The organism is Rhizobium sp. BK650 (assembly GCF_014195325.1).
Classification (GTDB): domain Bacteria; phylum Pseudomonadota; class Alphaproteobacteria; order Rhizobiales; family Rhizobiaceae; genus Rhizobium.
The window spans coordinates 154,361-172,688 of the sequence record NZ_JACIBK010000013.1 but is presented as its reverse complement, the minus strand read 5'-3'; the positions used below and the strand labels follow the sequence as shown (position 1 = coordinate 172,688).

General features: G+C 59.3%; 13 protein-coding genes and 1 pseudogene. 9 read left to right on the top strand and 5 right to left on the bottom strand.

Going from position 1 to position 18,328, the window contains the following annotated elements:
- Window positions 1-43 precede the first annotated feature (43 nt).
- Window positions 44-646 (top strand): PAS domain-containing protein, encoded by a 603-nt coding sequence (locus tag FHX15_RS25855; RefSeq protein ID WP_312861908.1) that lies wholly within the window; start codon window positions 44-46, stop codon window positions 644-646.
- A gap of 86 nt (window positions 647-732) precedes the next feature.
- On the opposite strand, the gene FHX15_RS25850 is transcribed toward FHX15_RS25855, so the two are convergent.
- A complete protein-coding gene (locus FHX15_RS25850; RefSeq protein ID WP_184401220.1) occupies window positions 733-1,638 on the bottom strand; it encodes a LysR family transcriptional regulator in 906 nt (301 codons plus the stop codon).
- 105 nt (window positions 1,639-1,743) lie between these two features.
- Between FHX15_RS25850 and FHX15_RS25845 the strand changes: the two genes are divergently transcribed.
- The 4 genes from FHX15_RS25845 to FHX15_RS25830 all read left to right on the top strand — a co-directional run bounded on the left by FHX15_RS25845 (window position 1,744) and on the right by FHX15_RS25830 (window position 6,335).
- The gene (locus FHX15_RS25845; RefSeq protein ID WP_184401219.1) at window positions 1,744-2,508 is read left to right on the top strand and encodes an alpha/beta hydrolase; all 765 of its coding nucleotides are present in this window, start codon (window positions 1,744-1,746) and stop codon (window positions 2,506-2,508) included.
- 318 nt (window positions 2,509-2,826) lie between these two features.
- Window positions 2,827-3,801, top strand: a complete 975-nt coding sequence (locus FHX15_RS25840; RefSeq protein WP_184401218.1) for an IS5 family transposase — start codon at window positions 2,827-2,829, stop codon at window positions 3,799-3,801.
- Window positions 3,802-4,952: 1,151 nt separating this feature from the next.
- On the top strand, window positions 4,953-5,348 hold the full coding sequence (locus tag FHX15_RS25835) for a hypothetical protein (protein ID WP_184401217.1): 396 nt from the start codon (window positions 4,953-4,955) through the stop codon (window positions 5,346-5,348).
- 6 nt (window positions 5,349-5,354) lie between these two features.
- Window positions 5,355-6,335: a phosphorylase gene (locus FHX15_RS25830; RefSeq protein WP_246779080.1), complete on the top strand. Its 981-nt coding sequence runs from the start codon at window positions 5,355-5,357 to the stop codon at window positions 6,333-6,335.
- 289 nt (window positions 6,336-6,624) lie between these two features.
- Here the strand turns inward: FHX15_RS25830 and FHX15_RS25825 are convergent, their stop codons facing one another.
- Window positions 6,625-6,855: a hypothetical protein gene (locus FHX15_RS25825; RefSeq protein ID WP_184401216.1), complete on the bottom strand. Its 231-nt coding sequence runs from the start codon at window positions 6,853-6,855 to the stop codon at window positions 6,625-6,627.
- 198 nt (window positions 6,856-7,053) lie between these two features.
- Window positions 7,054-7,219, bottom strand: a pseudogene (locus FHX15_RS31125) (gfo/Idh/MocA family oxidoreductase); the annotation flags it as partial.
- 350 nt (window positions 7,220-7,569) lie between these two features.
- On the opposite strand from FHX15_RS31125, the gene FHX15_RS25820 reads away from it, so the two are divergent.
- The 4 genes from FHX15_RS25820 to FHX15_RS25805 all read left to right on the top strand — a co-directional run bounded on the left by FHX15_RS25820 (window position 7,570) and on the right by FHX15_RS25805 (window position 14,344).
- Entirely contained in the window at window positions 7,570-7,938 is a 369-nt protein-coding gene (locus FHX15_RS25820) for a hypothetical protein (RefSeq protein ID WP_184401215.1), read from the top strand.
- Window positions 7,939-7,964: 26 nt separating this feature from the next.
- Window positions 7,965-9,896, top strand: a complete 1,932-nt coding sequence (locus tag FHX15_RS25815; protein ID WP_184401214.1) for a hypothetical protein — start codon at window positions 7,965-7,967, stop codon at window positions 9,894-9,896.
- A gap of 333 nt (window positions 9,897-10,229) precedes the next feature.
- Window positions 10,230-11,165, top strand: coding sequence for a hypothetical protein (locus FHX15_RS25810; protein ID WP_184401213.1), 936 nt, complete (start codon window positions 10,230-10,232; stop codon window positions 11,163-11,165).
- Window positions 11,162-14,344 (top strand): WD40 repeat domain-containing protein, encoded by a 3,183-nt coding sequence (locus FHX15_RS25805; protein WP_184401212.1) that lies wholly within the window; start codon window positions 11,162-11,164, stop codon window positions 14,342-14,344. Before FHX15_RS25810 ends, FHX15_RS25805 begins: the two co-directional genes overlap by 4 nt.
- A 232-nt stretch (window positions 14,345-14,576) precedes the next feature.
- On the opposite strand, the gene FHX15_RS25800 is transcribed toward FHX15_RS25805, so the two are convergent.
- Both FHX15_RS25800 and FHX15_RS25795 read right to left on the bottom strand, forming a co-directional pair.
- A complete protein-coding gene (locus FHX15_RS25800) occupies window positions 14,577-17,207 on the bottom strand; it encodes an AAA family ATPase (RefSeq protein ID WP_184401211.1) in 2,631 nt (876 codons plus the stop codon).
- Complete coding sequence (locus FHX15_RS25795; protein ID WP_184401210.1) at window positions 17,204-18,328, bottom strand: exonuclease SbcCD subunit D; 1,125 nt, start codon at window positions 18,326-18,328, stop codon at window positions 17,204-17,206. The genes FHX15_RS25800 and FHX15_RS25795 overlap by 4 nt, the downstream gene beginning before the upstream one ends.

The window sequence follows — 18,328 nt, the reverse complement described above, 5'->3', positions numbered from 1 at the left end:
ACGTCAAGCTAGAATCCGGTACACAGTGGATGAAAGGCAGGCCGTGAGACAGGAACTCGATAACTATGTGCGCGTCTGCGACGCGATCGCGCTGCTCTTTCAGCCCTTTGCGGAAGTTGTGCTGCACGAACTCAAGACGGAGACGGTCATCCACATCGCTGGCAATTTCTCCAAGCGCGTTCTGGGAGAGCCGTCCATGCTGAGCGAGATCGACTTCCGTCCGGATGAAAGACTGATCGGACCTTATGAAAAGATCAACTGGGATGGCCGGACGATCAAGGCGATCAGCATCGTCCTGCCGGATCACAAAGGGAAACCCCTCGCAGTGCTCTGCATCAATGTAGATCTGTCCGAGTTCCATTCCGTCATGCGGACACTGTCGACGCTCATCAGGCTACCGGAACAAAGTGAAAAGCCGCCAAGTCTCTTTAAAGAGGACTGGCATGAGAGGATCAACGAATACATCCAGCAATGGACAAATTCCCGAGGCGTCAGAGTGTCGGATATGACGAGGGCCGAGAAGCGAGAACTTGTTCTGGCTCTTTCGTCGCGTGGCGCCTTCTCCATGCGAAACTCGGCCCCCTATGTCTCGCGCGTCCTGGGCATTGGACGTGCGACCGTTTATAAATACATCAACGAGCAGTGATGATCGATTTTGCCGAAGTCTCGCCGCTACCGCTGCTGGAATTTCCACGCTTTGCGTTTTCGAAAGCGCCAGTAAAGATCGATGAATTATCTCACCTGGGAGCGTTTGCTTCTCAGGATTGCGAGTAGGGCGGCGAAGGCCGGGGACTTCTGGTGGCGGCTAGGATAATAGATATGGTAGCCCGGCCATGTTGGACAAAATTCACCGAGGCAGATTTCGAGGGAGCCGGCCGCGAGCTGGTGTTTTGCATGTGCCTCGAACACATAGGCGAGGCCCAACCCCGTCGCAGCGGCCTCGATCAGCAGCCGCCCATCGTTGAGCGTAATAGGCCCTTGCGAGCGGTACTCGATGGCCCTGCCGTCGTCCTGAAACAGCCAGCGGTAAAGCGCGCCATGGCTCGCCAGGCGGTAGTTGATGCAATGGTGTAGGTCGAGATCGTCGATGCTGCGGGGACGCCCCCGCTTCTGAAAATAGTCTGGTGAACCGACAACCGCAGCCTTCAGGTCAGGGCCGACCGGCACGGCGACCATGTCTTTCTCCAGGTGCGATCCGAAACGGATCCCGGCATCGAAGCCGCTCTTCACAATGTCGACGAACTGATCGGCCACCTGGATGTCCACCTCTATTTTAGGATAGGCAGCGGTCAATTTAGCCACCGCCGGAAGCAGGATCTCCCGGGCGGGGAAATCGGAAGCTGTGATGCGGATCAGCCCGGTCGGTTCCTTGCTCGCGGCCGCCGCGGTGCTCAACCCGTTCGCGATCTGGCGGAAGGCGGGTTCGACCTCAGCAAGAAGGTTCTGCCCAGCCTCGGTCAGCCGGACGTTCCGCGTCGTCCGCGCCAGGAGGGATACCCCCAGCCGCTCCTCAAGCGCACGCACCGCCTGGCTCAGGCCCGATTGCGCCCGCCCCATGCGCGCGGCGGCCCGGGTAAAGCTGCCGGCCTCTGCCACGGATTGAAGTACGAGAAGATCAGCAATTAGCCTCGAGTCCATCTATCACTCCAGATGATAACCCCTATCACATTAATCGCTCTATATGCTGAATGAAGCAACCCATAAATCTTCTCGTGCAGTTGCAATCCACGAAGGAGACGCGAAATGACTTTGAAACAGCTTGTCAAACCCCTGTTCACCGCAGTCGCATTGACCATGCTCGCGACACCGGGAATTGCCATGGCGCAGGTGAAGAAGGTCGTGCTGGTCCACGGGATGAACATGGACGGTGGCGCATGGAGCTCCGTCTACAAGCGGCTTGTCGGCGATGGCTATCAGGTGGTCGTGGCGCAGATGCCGATGACATCCATCGATGATGATATCGCGGCGGTTCGCCGCGCCATTACCATGTCGAACGGCCCTGTCGTGCTGGTCGGCCATTCTTATGGTGGCATGGTCATCAGCCAGGCAGGGAAGAGCCCTGAGGTGAAGGCGCTTGTCTATGTCGCGGCCTTCCAGCCCGAGATCGGCGAAAGCCTCGCCAAGCTCAACAGCTCTATCCCGGCGAAGCTGCCGCCGGATTCGCTGCAGGTTCTGAAAGACGGCTTCTATACGGTGAAGCCCGAAGCCTGGATCGCCGATGTGGCAAACGGCGTGTCCGAGGACGAAGCGCAATATACCGCAAACTTCCAGACCCCGGTCAACAGCGCCATCTTCGTGTACAAAGCCGCCGCTGCGGCATGGCACGACAAGCCTGTCTGGTCGGCGATCGCCACGGAAGACCGGACGATTTCTCCAGAGCTGCAACGGATGATGTCGAAGCGGTCCGAGGCCAAAACAGTCGAAGTGAAGGGCGGCCACCTGCTGCAGATCTCGAACCCCGACGAGGTGACGGCGCTGATCGAAAAGGCGGCGAATGCCGTAGACTAGGATGCGATCTGCGCGGGCGCAACGCCCGCGCGATTTCCGGTTTGGATGCGACCAAAGCAAGAAGAACGCAGACTCCTTCTCATTTCAGACAATGGCGGCTCGGTGATTTGGTGAGGATCAAACGCTTTGATGACGCGCGTCGGTGGCTCGTGACGAATACTCCGCCTTGAACGGATATGAACCATCGACCATGTCGCAGGGATAATGCGAGGCGTTGAAACAACTAAACAAATTCCTCGGCGATCAAGATAAGACGCAGCCGCTTCGGGAGCCGGGCTGGCCCTGCTTCAGAAAGTGTTCGTAGCGCGATTTGCAAGCATGCCGCACAAACATAACGCCGCCCGCCGCCATCACATCGGTAAAATGAAGTTCAAAGTGACGAACTGGGCGGAGTATGAGGCGGGCCTTCGCGGCCGTGGCAGTTTAACCCTTTGGATAACGCCGGAAGCGCTGGCTGGCTGGGCAGCCCCACGTCGCAAGACGCGCGGTGGTCAACCTCTCTATTCGGATCTGGCGATCGAAACTACGCTGATGCTGGGCATGGTATTCGGATTGCGTTTGCGCCAGAGCGAAGGGCTTCTGAGTTCGGTGCTTGACATGATGGGTTTGGATTTGCCTGTGCCCGATCACATGACACTCAGCCGGAGGGCCAGAACCTGGAAGCCATCGACCAGAAGCAACGACCGGCAGCATGTTGCGGATGGCCACATTCACGTTCTGGTCGACAGTACCGGGCTGAAGATCTATGGCGCTGGCCAATGGCTGGAAGAAAAGCACGGAGCGAAGTCCCGGCGTGGTTGGCGAAAACTGCACCTGGCTGTTGATGCCGATGGTGGCGAGATTATTGCACATAGTCTGACAGATCAGGAGGCCGGCGATGCCCAGATCGACGGCAGGATTGGCCAGTTCACTGCCGATGGAGCTTATGATGGCGAGCCAAGCTATGACGCCGTGCTGCGTCACAGTGTAGGCGCAAAGGTAGTCATCCCGCCGCGCTCGAACGCGGTTGAACGGCCCAACGCCCAAGCATCCTGCCAGAGAGACGACCACATAGCCTCCATGCGGATAGATGGCCGGTTGAAATGGCAGACATCCAGCGGCTATGGCAAACGAGCTTTGGCTGAAACCGCGATGGGCCGATACAAGGGCATCATTGGGCCACGTTTACGCGCTCGTTCATTCGCCGCTCAGCAGACAGAGGCCGCGATCGGCATCGTCATTTTGAACCGAATGCTCGCCTGCGGACGCCCGAAATCCGTTCGCTGCAAGGCGCCAACGGCGGCAACGAAATAGACACGCATCAAAGACCGAATTCCGGACAAATGCTGCTCCGCGCACCAATGCCTCCCATCGAGACTGTGGGAATCGGCCCGGGAATGAATCTGAAGGCCGTGACGCTCAAAGCCCGAGGAAGGGCTGACCTGGCGAAGACCTCCGTGTCTTGATGGTCAGACGGCAGTGGGGAAGACGTCAAGGGGCCACACATCAAGGGGGAAGACGGATCCAACGATCGGCATCACGCTTTTGACAAGACATCCCATGGATGTCTCGACCAACGCAGTCCTCGTGCCCGCTCCGGCAGTGTTGGATATTTTGAGCCGCATTGATCGTCGGCCGCGCCGGATGCAGCTTTCCGTTCCACCCGACACCGCGCAGCTTCGAGCCAAACACCGCGTCTCCCGAAAACCGGTACGGCCTCGCGATCATCACGACGAATTTTCTAGGAGATCCCCGCGAGATGAGGCTGCCGGCGACCACCTTCTGATCCTACGCGGGCCCACTCACGCTCGGACAATCAGCCGCCATAAGCTCTTGGCTGTACTGATACTCTCTGAGTTGATCGACAAGATGCGGAAATTCTTATCCAATTATGGCGAGCCGGGGAACTCACCCCGGTCTAGACGCCAGATGAAGAGTAGAAGGCTATCCGCGATCTGATCCGAACCCGCAAGCAGGCTTTGGAAGCGTTGAAGATTGCCAAGCAACAACTCCTGAGCTTCCTGCTTCGCCATGGCCTTCGCGATACGCGGCCGACATATCGGGCGAAGATCCATTGGCGCGGGCTCAATGAATTAAGCAGATTCCGCTGTCCGCATCAGCAGCTTGCCTTTGAGGAGTTGAAACGGCCATTCAGCATACCCAGTGAGCATTCCAACCGCAGCACGGCGAGGTTTCCTCCAGACAGCGTCCAAAAGCGGTAGGCGATCGGTAACGACAGCCCTACAAAGATATATTCGGCTCATAAATTCGACGAAAATGACATCTAACTCCGTCGCCGTTTTCCAATTATTAACCAAATCAGACTGTAATGCTTGTTGACACAACTTAAAAGTTTCCTCTCTATGTAGCCCGGTCTACCACTTGAGAGGTTCGGCCAGATGATGTTTCATCAAGGCATGACGAAAGCCGGGTTCGTTTGACGAGCTGGAGTTTGGGTAAACCCAATGTATGAGAATCATCGCCAATTGGGATTGAACATCAACGCGTTCTTTTCGGCGCTCTATTCGCGATACAAGGAAACCGGATCGATATCCGGCACGATCGGCACGTCATCGCTGACTGCCGACGATCTTAGCCTATACGTAGACTTCTGCTTCTATATCGCAAACCTTGAGGGCGAGCGTGCGGCAATCGCCTATTGCGACCTGCTTCATGAGTTCCTGCTTGCAACGGAACAAGAAAAATATGTCGGAAATGTCCTCGTGGCGCAGGCGAAACTCTTCGACCAGATCGGCAAAGGGATGAGCCGCGACATGTATGCCTTGGAAGCGGCCGAGGCGTTCGCGCATTTCGGCCAGTTCGGGGCAGCAGAACGCGCTCTGGCGCTGGTGCAGGCGTAATAGTCCATGGCCGCCGACGTTCATCACGATACCGGCCGGCCAGAGAGCGACATGCAGCCAAATCAGGTGCTCGAGGAAATCGTTCGTAAGCGGGCTGCGGTCTATAAGCGCCTCAACTCTGCCGTCATCAACGCCATTCCGCACGAACTGGCCGCAACCGAAGTGATCTTCGGTGACGCTGAGGTAATTCCGACCCCGTTCAGGTCCGACCTCAAGGTTCGCTATGTGACCCTCCAGGACAAAGTCGGCAACGATATCTATGTCGCAATCGCAGGCACGACGGGGCAGGGAATAGCGCAGGCCGCGGCCGCCACCGCCCGTGTCGTTGCGAAGTGCCATTTTCTGAAGCGCGTGGTGCTCATCGGCATTGCGGCTGGACAACCCAATCTTTCCGACAAGGAAAAGGACGTGCGGCTGGGCGACGTCGTAGTTGGCGACAAGCTGATTCAATACGACCACGTCAAACGAAGCGACGGCAAGTTCCTGCTTCGCGGCGACAATATCGCGCCTGGAGATCGCGAACTGCTCGACGCAGTCGATCGCCTCCGCTCGCTGCAGGAGCGAACAGGCCCCGAGGTCGCCGAAAAGCCCTGGGACGGCTATATACGCCGGGGTAGCGATAAAGTCCGCAGTTCCACCCGCCCGGACGGCGATCGCGATCCGAATTCCGCCGGTCGCAACTATACCAAGGGATTGACCTATCAAAGGCCCGCGGATGCACCCTACCTCCATGTCGGCACGATCGGTTCGGCAAGCACGCTGCTCAAGGACGAGAAGTACCGCGACAAGTTGAACCAAGCCTACGGCATGATCGCATATGAGATGGAGGGCGCAGGCGTTGCGATCGCGGCCGCGTCGGCCGGTCTCGCCTATCTGAATGTCAGGGGCATATGCGACTATGGCGACGTTAGAAAGAATGACGACTGGCAGACCTATGCCAGCGTTTGTGCCGCCGCGGTCGCGAGGGCGATCCTCGAAGAATTTTAATGATTGGCGCGCAAAGAGACGGCTGACCGCGCGCCCTTGGCCTTAAGCTTCTGGCAGAACACAGCGCGTGAGACTACACCCTCTCAGTATCAAGCGCCCTCGATTACCTCTTTGATGAGATCCTGCCGTCGGTCAGCTCTAGCAAGATCAGTTCGACCAACTCCCGGTGCAGCGCTAGCACGACCTGATCGCGAAATTGTGCGGATTTTGGCGACGAAGTAAATCCCCGCCGACGATACATGGCGTCAATCCCAGCCGGTCTCTCCCGCATTCTTGTAAATGTTCACATTTACAGCGCGTCAAATTTGCCGCGCGCTGCATAGACGAGCATTTTCAACTGCTGCTCGTTGCGAACACCTTGTCGATAAAGTTCGATAATGATGGATGCTGATCGAGTGAGCTCTTTGCTTCCCTCGTCGAGACTGAATTCCGCTTTGACAGCTGCGAGAACGCGATCGCAGATTGCAAGATCGTCTGATGTCAGCGCTTCATCACGAGGCTTGATAGGACCCGTGGTCATGGACTACCCCACAGATAATTGAAAGGTCATAACGCGGCCACAATCAGTAAACAACGGCAATCGACGGTCGTCACCACCGGCCGAGATGCGGTAATAGCCGAACTCGTTGCCGTCGTCACCGAGTTCGCGGCCCACGCTGAGGCTGGTCAGGAGGCCTCGCCGATGGTGCCTCCACGTTCAACCCACAGCAGTTGCTCATCGGGTCGCGTGGACGACTCCGGTGGCACCGTTTTCAAGCGGGGCCATCATCAAGAAGCTGTCATTGGCGTCGAGTTCCCCAATCCGGACTCCAGCAGCTTTATTGAAGACCTTCAGGTGCGATGCCGCCGCCGGCGGCAAAGTCTAGGATGTAAATGCCGACGTCGGCCCCAATTGTAGTAAGCCGCGCAACCACCGCGAGAGCGAGCGCTCCAGAGGACATTGCCAGAACACCATCTCTGTGGCACTATCACCGACAATTGACATCCAGGGCCACGAACACAGCTGACCATCCGAGAATGCGACGAGGCATCGCCTTTAGCGCCAACCGATATGCCCCAGATCGCCTATCACATTTCCCCTTGCGATCGATCCTCTGGATCAGCTCGTTCAAAATACAGCTAATCTCATTCTGCATATCAGGCGAAATGCTTCGATAATGATCGCTCCGCATCCCCCAGTTGCTTATGGGTAAATCGGAAGGCCTGAGCGAGTGACCGTCAACCGGGAGCAGGAATGATGGATGTGGCGTTCGTGTTAGTCGAGAGCTTCGTGTCGGACGAAGAAGGAAATCTCGTCCCTGGCCCGGTAGGTCGTATTTCAGGCGCCTATTCCGCCGGTCTCAAAGCCTCCCTCACCAATTATTGGCGCGACATGTCAGGTGGCCGCATCAATTTGACCTGGGATAACGATGTTGCCCTTCAATTGAGCCAGACATTAGCCGATTGGAGAAAGCTCACGACGCGTGAGAAGATTGATCAGGCCGGAGCGCAAGCCAAAGATAAAGGGCTACTCGCGGACGGGGTGGAGGTTTTACTAATTACCAACGACGCAGACCTTCCAGCAAGAGGGGCGACTCCAACTGCTACGTCCATGCAACGTTGATTTCTCCAGCCGGCGTCAGCCACGAAATGGGTCACTATTTCGAATGGCGCGGCACCCGCAAAGCCGGTCATGCCGATACTACTGTTCCATTCTTCCGTGAGGAATACGGCGACCCTACCTGTATAATGGGTGGTGAGGATACGAAGTTTACTTTCGTCGACGCTACATTTCCCGCGCTCATCGCGGTCAGCACGTCGCGCGACACCGGTCCTGGAATGAACCCTGCTCTCGTCGACCAGTGCGGTTGGATAGATGCCGATGCCCCGAGAGTGCGCCGTGTCGATCAGCAGGCATTGGGTTCAGCCCTTTTGAAGCCTTGGCACGGAGCACCTGCTCCCGCGGAAAACAGGGGACCTGCAGTGTTGGCTACGCTCGATGGATGGGGTCCGGATGCCGGTCGCATTTACGCCTGCATTCGCGAATCGACCGCTTGGGACCGCAACTTTCCGAGTGCGCTCAATCCGTTGCCGGCTCTTCGACTTCGCGTTTACCTGAGCACTTCATCGGGCGATAGCTTATTGCTCGCGAACGAGCCTGCCGCCGCCAACACCGCGATCTCGCTCGGAATCGCGCCCATCCGCATAACTGTCAACGAGGTCAGCCCCGAGGGAGTGACCATCGAATTCGAGCGCAGCTCCTGGCGTGGCTCTGTTGCGCTGTCGGGGGTCACCTGCGATCCGGCCGCTCAGGTGGCGACGGCCGCCTCCGGGGAATTGGCGGACGCATTTGTCATCGACACTGCCGGGGACGTCCGCTTCAATCATTTCAATGGGCACGGGTGGGAATTGCTGCCCTGGCAAGTCATTGACGGAGTTAAATGCGACCCTCAAGGTGGTATCGCCGCGATTTCGCGGCACGCAGGGCTGGTTGAGGTATTTGTGACAGATACCGAGGGTCTAGTCAGAAGGCGCAAGCGGCTGGGCGGCGGTTTTTCGCCGGTTTGGGAGACATTGCCGGGAGGTGGGCTGGGAGCCAAAACCTCGCTAGCCTGCGCGAAAATCGATGAAGACAGCACTTTGCTCTGCGGGGTTCGCCCGGACCGGCAGGTCTCGCGAGTTGAAGTCATCGATCAGGGCTTGCGCGGTGACTGGACATCCGCACCACCGCGGGCCGTTCGACACATCGGAGCCACCACAGGCGCTCCCATCCGTGGCAGGATCTACGGTGTCGATGCGGCTAACCCTGATCGCAGCTTGTGGGCAACCCCGGATATCGCCTCGCCCGATGCTCAAAGCTGGGGAGTGGTCGGGAAAATGAGTTTTGATCCCGCCACGGCTATCACTGCGGCCATCCCGATTGGGCTGAACGACGCGGTCGTATTTGGTACCACGCCGCTGAGTTTGCAGCTCTGGAAAGGAGCCGCCTGGGAGGAGGAGTTACTGGGCGCTGTGTTGCGGCAGCTATCGGGCGGGCTCTCGGCATTCTCGCGCCACAAAGAGTCTCTCGACATCGCTTTCATTGACCCAGCCGGTCAGGTGAATATCGCCTCTTGGTCTCCGGATCCGGACTTCAAGCCAGCGATGAGTCAATACCAGGGTAACTCCATCGTTGTTCTGCAAGCCTCTGACGGACATTTTGTCCAAGCCAAGAATGGCGGCGGCGACGGAATGGGTGCAGAGGGTGAGTTGATCGGCGACTGGGAAAAGCTGCGAATGTTGGACCTTAGGACTGTCACCACAGATTCCGGCAAGCAGCGACGACTGGTTGTTTTCCAAACCCACGACAGTCACTACGTGGGCGCCGTCGGCGGCGGAGGCTCTCATTTAATCGCAGAGGCGACAGCGATCGGCCCCTGGGAAACCTTCTATCTTGACGTGTCAAACAGCCCGAGAGTGACCATTCAATGCATCGACGAGAGCCATTTCTGGACGGCTAACAATGGCGGAGGGGCGGCCGTCGGCGCGGATAAGACCAATCCGCAGGATTGGGAAACCTTTGTGTTGGGTGTTCAACCCTGAGCGCCGGAGTTGTCCTGCTCGGGAGCCCGCAGAAGCGATCGTGAGCCGCTCGAACGGCTGGCAAACACCAATGGCTGCTGTCACGACATTTGTATCTCGTGCATGACGGCAATGATCTGTTCTTCCGAAAGCCGCTTTCGTTTCAGACTATCCAATGCAATTGGGGCCGGACTCAGATCGAAGTGCAAGAAGTAATTTGGATCATCCCGGAACGCATCTCGTAAAACGCGCCCTGTATTTCGGACGCAACTGCGTTGAAAATAAGTGCCAATGATTACGCGCGACGCTATTATCTTAGGCGATAGATACCGGCGGCACGACAGCGAGGGGAAGATGTCCGAGGTAGTCTTCATTCACGGCATCGCAAATCAGCAGACGGCAGGACCGAAAGCGGAAAACGACTGGGTCCTGGCCTTGGCCGGTGGGCTGGAGATCGCTGGCTTCCAGGCGATCGCTGATCGGCTGCGCAAGCCAATCGGCGTGGCTGGGCGCATCGACGCGCGAATGGCCTATTATGGCGATCTGTTCGGCAGGCCGGGAGAGAAAATGGGCGAAGGCGATGACGAGCCCCTTAGCGCCGAGCAGGAAGCCCTTAGCGAGGCGATCGCACTGAACTGGCTGCAAAATGCAGCGGAGCAGGCAAAGGACTTCAATACCAGGAGCGACGCCCGCGACGAGTTGATCGATCTTGCCGGCCCTGCCCCTGGACAGGAGCAGATGGGAGCCCGCGCGTTGGGCCGCAGCGCGGTGACGGCGCTCTGCCGGGTGCCCGGCGTTGCCCACGTGGGGTTTGCCTTCGTGAGCCTGTTCGTGAACCAGACTCTCCGGCAGGTGACCAAGTATCTCACCGACGATCTGATTCGCGAGACTGTGCAGCAACGCGTCGCAAAGTTGGTCACCGCCGATACGCGCGTCATCATCGGGCACTCGCTCGGCTCGGTCGCGGCCTATGAAGCGGCCCACCGCCTCGACCGCCCGCTTCTCTTGCTGCTGACGCTCGGCTCGCCGCTGGGCCTGCCTTCGATCGTGTTCGACAGGCTGCGGCCGCCCCCAAGCTTCCCAAGACAGGTCCTCCAGTGGGTGAACGTTGCCGACAGGAACGACCTTGTCGCCGCAGTGCCGAACCTTGCGCCGCTGTTTTGCGGGGCGATGCCCGGCGAGGCCCGTTTCGACAATTGGGCCGTCGACAACGAGGATGATCCGCACAGCGCTGAGCACTACCTTGTCAAGCAAGAGGTCGGAGAGGCGATGGGCGCGGTGCTCGCATGACCGCGCCGGCCGCACGCCGCCTGCTCGTTGTGGCGGCGCACTGCGCGGGCACCGACCAACAGCTCACGAAGGTGCCTGATGCGGCGGCGGCGCTGTTTGACGTGCTGACCGATGCCGAGCGCGGCGGCTGCACTCCTCTGCACCTGGATGGACTTGCAAGGGCCGGCTACCTCGACGATCCGACTATCAAGATGGCCCGTAAAACGATCAAGGCGGCGCTAGATATCTGTGCCAGGAACGGCGAGACGCTGATCCTGGCTTGGCTCGGCCACGGTCATGCCGTGGAGGATGATTTCTACCTTCAGCCGCGCGATGCCAGTTTTGCTTCCCCCACCGAGGACTACTTCGATCTCGTGGGCCGCATCAAGGACGTCCTGTTGGGCCAAAAACAACGGCCTTTGGCGAGCCTGATCCTGCTTCTCGACTCCTGTTATTCGGGCGGAAGTGCGCCGAGGGCCGCCGATAGGTGGATCAACCAATTGAAAGGCAAGCTCGCCTTCGAGGTCTTCACGTCTACCGATAAGGAACGCGTGACCTATGATTGCCTTTTCACGAAGGCACTCGTGAACGCCATGCGCTCCGGCCTGCCGGCCAACGGATCGGATCATCTTTATATTCACGACCTTAAGCCTGTCGTCGAACAGTCTTATGATGGGGATCGGCCGCAGCATATCTATTTCAGCGGCGCAAAGCTTCACGACCGATTGTGGCTCTGCCGGAACTATGGCCGCGTCGGGATCGACCGTGCGCTTGCCCTCGCCGCCGCGGCGGAGCGGGCCTGCGAGGCGGACGGTCCCACGCCCGCGAATTTCGTCGCCGCCGTCCGCCGCGGCGTGATGGCGTGCCTGGCCGCGGGGCGCGACTATGCGCCGGCTCAAGCGCAAGCCGCACTGCTTCGGGCGGTCGACGGGAACCCACTCGTCGCGCAGAATGCCTGGTCGGAGGGGTCGGGTGGAGGCGGATTCTCTCCGGACGGACGGCTCATCCTCACTTGGAATAACCGCGAGGTCATGATCGCTGACGCAATTACTGGCGAACCGATCGGTGAAGCCCTCGTCCACCAGGACATAACCTGGGCAAAGATATCCGCGGACGGCCAGAGTATTGTCGCGGTTTCGGGAAAGCTGACGCTCTGCGTCTGGAGCCTTGAGACGCACGAAAGCGTTCTGGGACCGCTGACATTCGAACCACCGCAGGATACCGGCAAGGAAAGACTGGAGTGGCAGATCGCGGCAAGCTTCGACGAGCGGCCCGAACGTGTCATCCTGACCTGCACAGGATGGGTTATGGGCATGGCCCATGTCAGCGATCTCGCAACCGGGCGGACGATAGCATTGGGCGCGCCCTTCGCGCATTCGGAGAGCATCACCTCCGCTGCGTTCAGTCCGGACGGACGATGCGTCGTAACCACCGCTTGGGACGGCGAAGCGAAGATCTGGGACGCACAAAGCGGGCAGCAGATCGGCGACGCTTTGCGGCATGGCAAGGCGATCTGGTCGGCCGCGTTCTCCCCTAGTGGCAGAAAGGTGGTCACCGCCTGCGATGATGGCACGGCGCGTATCTGGGAGATCGATGCGGCTGAGGAACGGACCGCGGCTATCATCCTGGCGATGAACCTTGAGTCGAAGCCAATGGAGAAAAGGGAGCTCAGGCTCGATCACTTCGGCCCTGTAAAGTCCCCCCACTTCAGTCCAGACGGCAAGCGCGTCGTAACAGCATCGCAAGATGGCATGGCGCGGATCTGGTCGGCGGCGACGGGGGAGAAGCTCGGCCCGGCAATGCTGCATGGCGAGACGGTCGATCAGGTAGTCTTCTCGGCCGACGGACGCCGGGTCCTTTCGGTCTCCGCGAAGAGAAGCCTCGTCTGGCAGGCCATACGACCGCTCACGACGATCCGTAGTGGGCGGGCTTCAGACAGATTTCTGTTGACGGCGATCGACGCGGCGGGCCGCGTGGCGGCGGTGGATCTCGATGGCACGGTGCGCTTCTGGGATGCAGAAGCTAACGCACCGTCCGCACCTCCGTTTAAGCCCGAGGGGCGTACTCGCTCGGTAGTTTTCATCTCCTCCTCCGAAGGCATTGTTACGGTCGCGGACGGCGCCGAGGGGACGGCATCGGGCCGTTACCGTTACCGAACCGCGCGGTCCGGCGCGATAGCGCTGCTGCCGCACAGCGTCGCCGAGATTTGGGATTTGCAGAGCAGTGAACGCAGAGGCGCGGCCATGGTGCATGAAGCGCGCATCGCACAAGTGGTGTTCAGCCCCGACGGACGATATCTCGCGACGGCTTCGTGGGACGGAACGGCGCGAATCTGGGATAGCGCAAGCGGCGCGCCGCTCGGCTTGCCGCTGCAGCACGCATGGGGTGTCAACGCCGTCGCCTTTAGCGAAGACGGCGGGCGGTTGGCGACGGCTTCGATGGACGCCAGGAGGGGCCGCGTCTTTCGCTGCGACGTCGAAGTTCCCGGCGAATGGGAGCATGCGCCCGGGGCCGCGCGCATATGGGACGTCGCCACGTCACAGCCTTTGACCGCTCCTATGGCACACGCTGGAAATGTCTCGTCAGTGGCCTTCAGCCCGGATGGGACGCGTTTGGTCACCACCTGTGCGTCCGTGGCACAGGTGTGGGACACGGCTAATGGCAAGCGGATCGGCGAGCCACTGGTGCATCTGGAAGCGATCCTATCGGCCTGCTTCGACCCCGGCGGAGACCGTATCGTCACTTCGTCGAAGGACGGCACCGTCCGTCTGTGGCGAGCATCGACAGGCAAGCCAATCGCGGCGACACCCAGCCACGGCTTGCGCGGGGTCTACTGCGCGCGCTTCAGTCCGGACGGGCGCCTCGTCGCCACCGGCGGCGACGACGGGACCGCGCGCATATGGGATGCTTACACCGGCCGGCCACTCGGCGAACCCATGCGGCACGACTCCGCAATCGATCACGTCCAAGCGGTAAGCTTCAGCGGCGATGGCAGTCAGTTGTTCACCTCGACGCCCCACGGCGTTTGGCGATGGGATCTTAGCTGGTATCAATTGGGAACAGTCGATGCGATGTTCGCGAGACTGCACCGCACGTTCCCGCTAGCGGCGGCGAAGATCACCAAAGCTGACGTGCTCGCCGCCTGGCCCCTTGCTAACGAGGACATCGGGAAGAACGTGTTCGAGTGGATGCCCGACTGAGAGCGAACGGATGCGGGCGGCGCGACGAAAGATATTGCTTACTTGAGCGGTATTCTCGGCTTCACGGCGAGGCGGATCATCAGCGACGCCGTGGCCTACCTGGTGCTCTTGATGGGATTCGAACCAGAAGCGCCCGAGGCCGGAAAGTGCGGATAAGCAAAATACATCAAACGAGTAACAAAACGAATCGTAAACGAAGCATTGATTTTATTCCATAAATCAGAGCTGCTGATCAAAGGCTCGGCTGCCACTCTGACATGTGGAGTATGTTTCCCCCGAGCTTCTGAAAAGCCCGTTGGCGACAGGAAAAAACGATGATCTGCTGATCTCTCGACTGTCGATGGAGTGCGTCAAACATCTTCTCAATGCGATCGTCATCCGAATAGACGAGTGCGTCGTCCAGGATGACCGGCGCCGGCCGCCCGTCGCGCGCAAGCAGCCTCGCAAAGGCCAGCCGTGTTAGCACTGACAGCTGCTCCCGCATACCGCCGCTTAGGCGGTCGACCTCCTCCTCCTGTCCGTTGCGCAGAATCGTCTGCGGCAGAAGCGTCTTCTCGTCGAAGGTAATCGAAACGTCGTCGAAGAGCAGTCTTAGAAGTGGCCCCAGCTCTGCCATGACGGGCTTGAGATAAAGTTCGCGGGCTTCAGACCGGGCAGTCTCCAATGCTATGGTCAAACGCTGCAGGACAGCTACTTCCTTATCAAACGCCTCGACACGCGCCTTCGCGGCAGAATAAGCCTCGGCGGCCTCACGCCATTTCTCTTCCACCGCCTCGTCTGACTGCGCACGGATCTCGGCGTTCAGGCCGGCCATGATCTCGCGTAGCGCGTTGATCTCCTTATCAGTTGCCTGCTCGACTGAAAAAGCGCGCTTCAATGCGGCCTCGACCGAGTCCAGATCGACTGCGGCAGAGCCGAGCTTCTCAAAATGCGTTTCGGACGTGAAGAGCGCCACGTCGAGGTCAGCCAATGTATTCGATAAAGCCTGCGTGCGTCCAACCCGAGCTTCTTCTGGACCCAGGATTGCTTCGACCTGGGCCTGTTCGGCGATCAGCGAGGCCAACGCCGTCTCCGCTGCCACGAAGGCTTCGTCGGCTCGTGCCTGTCGAGGCTCTACCTCCCGCAGGGCCTGTCGCGTCTTCTTCCGCCGCTCTTCGGCTTCGACAAGAGCCGCCCGGACCAAGGTGGGATCCTCTTTCAATTCGACGGCCTCGGCGCTGATCAACTCATCCGCGGCAACATCCTCTCGAAGCTTGGAGAGTCCCTCCGGCGCGAGAAGCGAAAGCCGAGCCCGCAGCTCACGCAGGTCGGCGTCAACCTGCTGTGCGCTGACCTGCCGCGCCCGTGCCGTAGCCAGGCTGTCGACACCCATTGATGCAAGGAGGGTGCGCCGATTCGCTTCGGCCTGCTCCAGGCGTTTGTCGCTCCCAGCCTGATGGTTTGAGCGAACTGTAATCGTTCCAAATCCTGGCACTTCAAGCTGCGCTTGACCATCGTAGGTGCGCTCTTCCCCGTCGGTCAAGGGTGTACCGTTCATGGTCACAAGGCCTGTCGCATCCTTACTGTAGTTCATCGCAAGTGAAGGACGAGCGGCCTCATGAACGGCGCGGAGCTTCGCAATTTCGACTTCCAGGATGTGAAGCTCATCGATGGCATTAGGAGGTATCTTCAGAAGTGAAAGTTGCGCTTCGCCCTCTTCGAGAGCCTGACGGACCACCTCCGACTTGGCCAGTTGTTCCTTCAATTGCGTTAAGCGTTCCGCTGCCTCACGCGACCTCAATGCAGCGTCCAACCGAACAAGTCGATCCCGTGCCTCCTGCTCCTCCGCCTCAGCAGTCTCGACGTCCTCACGAATCCTTTCGATGGCCTTCGCGGCCTCGCGGCGTTTGCTCACGGTATCGGCACGGCGCCCCTCGGCTGCAAATAGCCTCTCCCGCAGTGCCTTTGCCTTTTCAAGGGCTGCTAACAACGCCTCAAGCTCCCGCTCGGCATTGTTCCGTCGTTCTCGAACGAGTTTTAGTTCCGCTTCAGCCGTCTTCAACTTCTCCCTGTGCGCCTTCGCAGCGTCAAAACCAGCCTGTGCCTTCTCGATTGCTTTTCGCCGCTCTGCCCTATCTTCGGCACTGTCGAGCTCGGCAAGCCGCTTTGCTGCGTTCGCCCGCTTGTTCAACGCCTCTCGTAGAATCGTGACTTCGTTTGCAAGCCTCTGCTCGTCCGCAGCGAGTTTTTCGCACTCTTCGATCGCGGCGGCGTAGCGTCCACCATTCTTCGGTCTCCCGGTGGGGGTGACCATCTCCAAAAGTGCATCTCTCGCGGCGGCCATGATCTCAGCCATCCGGCGCCCACCAGTAACCGCCTCAACCTCGCCCTGCACGGATTCGAGCAAGCTCTGTCGGACCTGCTTTTCACCATCTTCTTCTGAGCGGGTTCGCTTTTCGATACCTGTAATTCCCTGGCGCACCCAAAGGAGACCGGCTGGCCCGGCGGTACCCCCTCTGATTAGACTAGCAATAAAGTTTTCGGCCTCGTCTGCCTGGGCCAATAGCCGACCGGTCCCAAGATCGGTAACGCGTGCGGATCGGCCGCCATAGTATTGCTTGGTAATCCGAAAGCGGCCTTCCGCCGTGGAGATATCGGCTTCGAGCAGTGGATTTCCACCGCTGTAGGGCCGCAATCTTTGAACATCGGCGGGAGTGCCAGAATGTGGTTGAAAAAAGAGTGCGTGCAGCGCTTCAAAGCTCGTCGACTTGCCAAACTCGTTGGCAGCGCAAAGGACGTTAACGCCATCGCCAATACCATCAATGGCAACACCACGATTGGCAAACCGCTTCACGTTGAATAAGCGTAGTGCCGAAATTTTCATGGTGTGATCGCCTGGGCATAAGAATAAAGGCGTACCAGCGCCGCCCGTGCGATATCACGTTCTGACGATGCGCGACTCTCGTCGTCGGCCTCGGCACGTAACGCATTCGCTGCCTCGCGAAGCGCGCCTCCGCGATCTATTTGGTCAAGGTCTTCGACTTCGCACTCCGTCACAATACCCATGTCATCCAACTCGAGGAATGCGAAATCCGGCAACAGTCTCTCGGCCGCACCCGCCAACGCCGCCCGCGCCGCCAGACGACTGCGGCCCGTCGCCACCACGCGTGCGAGTGTCATCCTTCGATGCTTGGAATCCGGCAGGAGCGTTTCTAAGGCCGAGACGGGATCGTCCCCTTCGAGAAGGTGAAGATCCAGCCTGCGCCAGGCAAAGCTTTCCGTCGACAACGGCGTTACCTCGGGCTGGGCGGAGGGGCCGGCAATGCTGACAAGCAACGCGGTGCCTGGACGTTGGTGTTTGAAACGGTCGGGTTCCGGCGTACCACAGTAATGGGTTCGCTGATCGACCTCGACCGCGCCGTGCCAATCGCCAAGCGCCAGATAGTCAAGGCCGGCTCGCCGTGCCCGGTCCACCGCAATAACATCCGAGGCGGTTGCCTCCTCTGAGAAACTCTGAATTGCGCCATGGGCAAGCCCGATGCGAAGCGCTCCCTCTGGCGTTGCTTCGCCATCCATCCATTCAGTCAAATCCCGGCCAGGACGGCGTGTGGTGCAAGGGGCCGGCAATAGAACAACGTCCCTCGCCAACTCGACCGGCCGAGGCTCGACCGCGAGCACGACATTTTCCGGCACTTCTACATTTAGCGTCGTCCAAAGCTGCGTTGCCTGCAGCGAATCGTGGTTGCCGGGCAAAATTATCCATTGGATCGGGGCGTGGCTCTGCATCTCGGCGAGAGCCTGTCTTCGCACATCCGACGCAGGCGTTTCGGTGTCGAATGTGTCGCCCGCGAGCAGAATAGTGGTGGCGCCTTGTTCGCGGGCGTGCTGAGCGAGCCGCGCGATGACTGCGTGTCTTGCTTCGCGCAATCGACTGGGCAAGTCGCCCGAGAAATTGCCGAAGCGCTTGCCAAGATGCAGGTCGCTTGAATGGATAAATCGGAACAT

What these genes read in the sequence shown, in the direction of transcription:
- FHX15_RS25850 (WP_184401220.1), bottom strand. Translation starts at nt 1,638, where the DNA reads ATGGACTCGAGGCTAATTGCTGATCTTCTCGTACTTCAATCCGTGGCA.
- FHX15_RS25845 (WP_184401219.1), top strand. Translation starts at nt 1,744, where the DNA reads ATGACTTTGAAACAGCTTGTCAAACCCCTGTTCACCGCAGTCGCATTG.
- FHX15_RS25840 (WP_184401218.1), top strand. Translation starts at nt 2,827, where the DNA reads ATGCCGCACAAACATAACGCCGCCCGCCGCCATCACATCGGTAAAATG.
- FHX15_RS25835 (WP_184401217.1), top strand. Translation starts at nt 4,953, where the DNA reads ATGTATGAGAATCATCGCCAATTGGGATTGAACATCAACGCGTTCTTT.
- FHX15_RS25830 (WP_246779080.1), top strand. Translation starts at nt 5,355, where the DNA reads ATGGCCGCCGACGTTCATCACGATACCGGCCGGCCAGAGAGCGACATG.
- FHX15_RS25825 (WP_184401216.1), bottom strand. Translation starts at nt 6,855, where the DNA reads ATGACCACGGGTCCTATCAAGCCTCGTGATGAAGCGCTGACATCAGAC.
- FHX15_RS25820 (WP_184401215.1), top strand. Translation starts at nt 7,570, where the DNA reads ATGATGGATGTGGCGTTCGTGTTAGTCGAGAGCTTCGTGTCGGACGAA.
- FHX15_RS25815 (WP_184401214.1), top strand. Translation starts at nt 7,965, where the DNA reads ATGGGTCACTATTTCGAATGGCGCGGCACCCGCAAAGCCGGTCATGCC.
- FHX15_RS25810 (WP_184401213.1), top strand. Translation starts at nt 10,230, where the DNA reads ATGTCCGAGGTAGTCTTCATTCACGGCATCGCAAATCAGCAGACGGCA.
- FHX15_RS25805 (WP_184401212.1), top strand. Translation starts at nt 11,162, where the DNA reads ATGACCGCGCCGGCCGCACGCCGCCTGCTCGTTGTGGCGGCGCACTGC.
- FHX15_RS25800 (WP_184401211.1), bottom strand. Translation starts at nt 17,207, where the DNA reads ATGAAAATTTCGGCACTACGCTTATTCAACGTGAAGCGGTTTGCCAAT.
- FHX15_RS25795 (WP_184401210.1), bottom strand. Translation starts at nt 18,328, where the DNA reads ATGTTCCGATTTATCCATTCAAGCGACCTGCATCTTGGCAAGCGCTTC.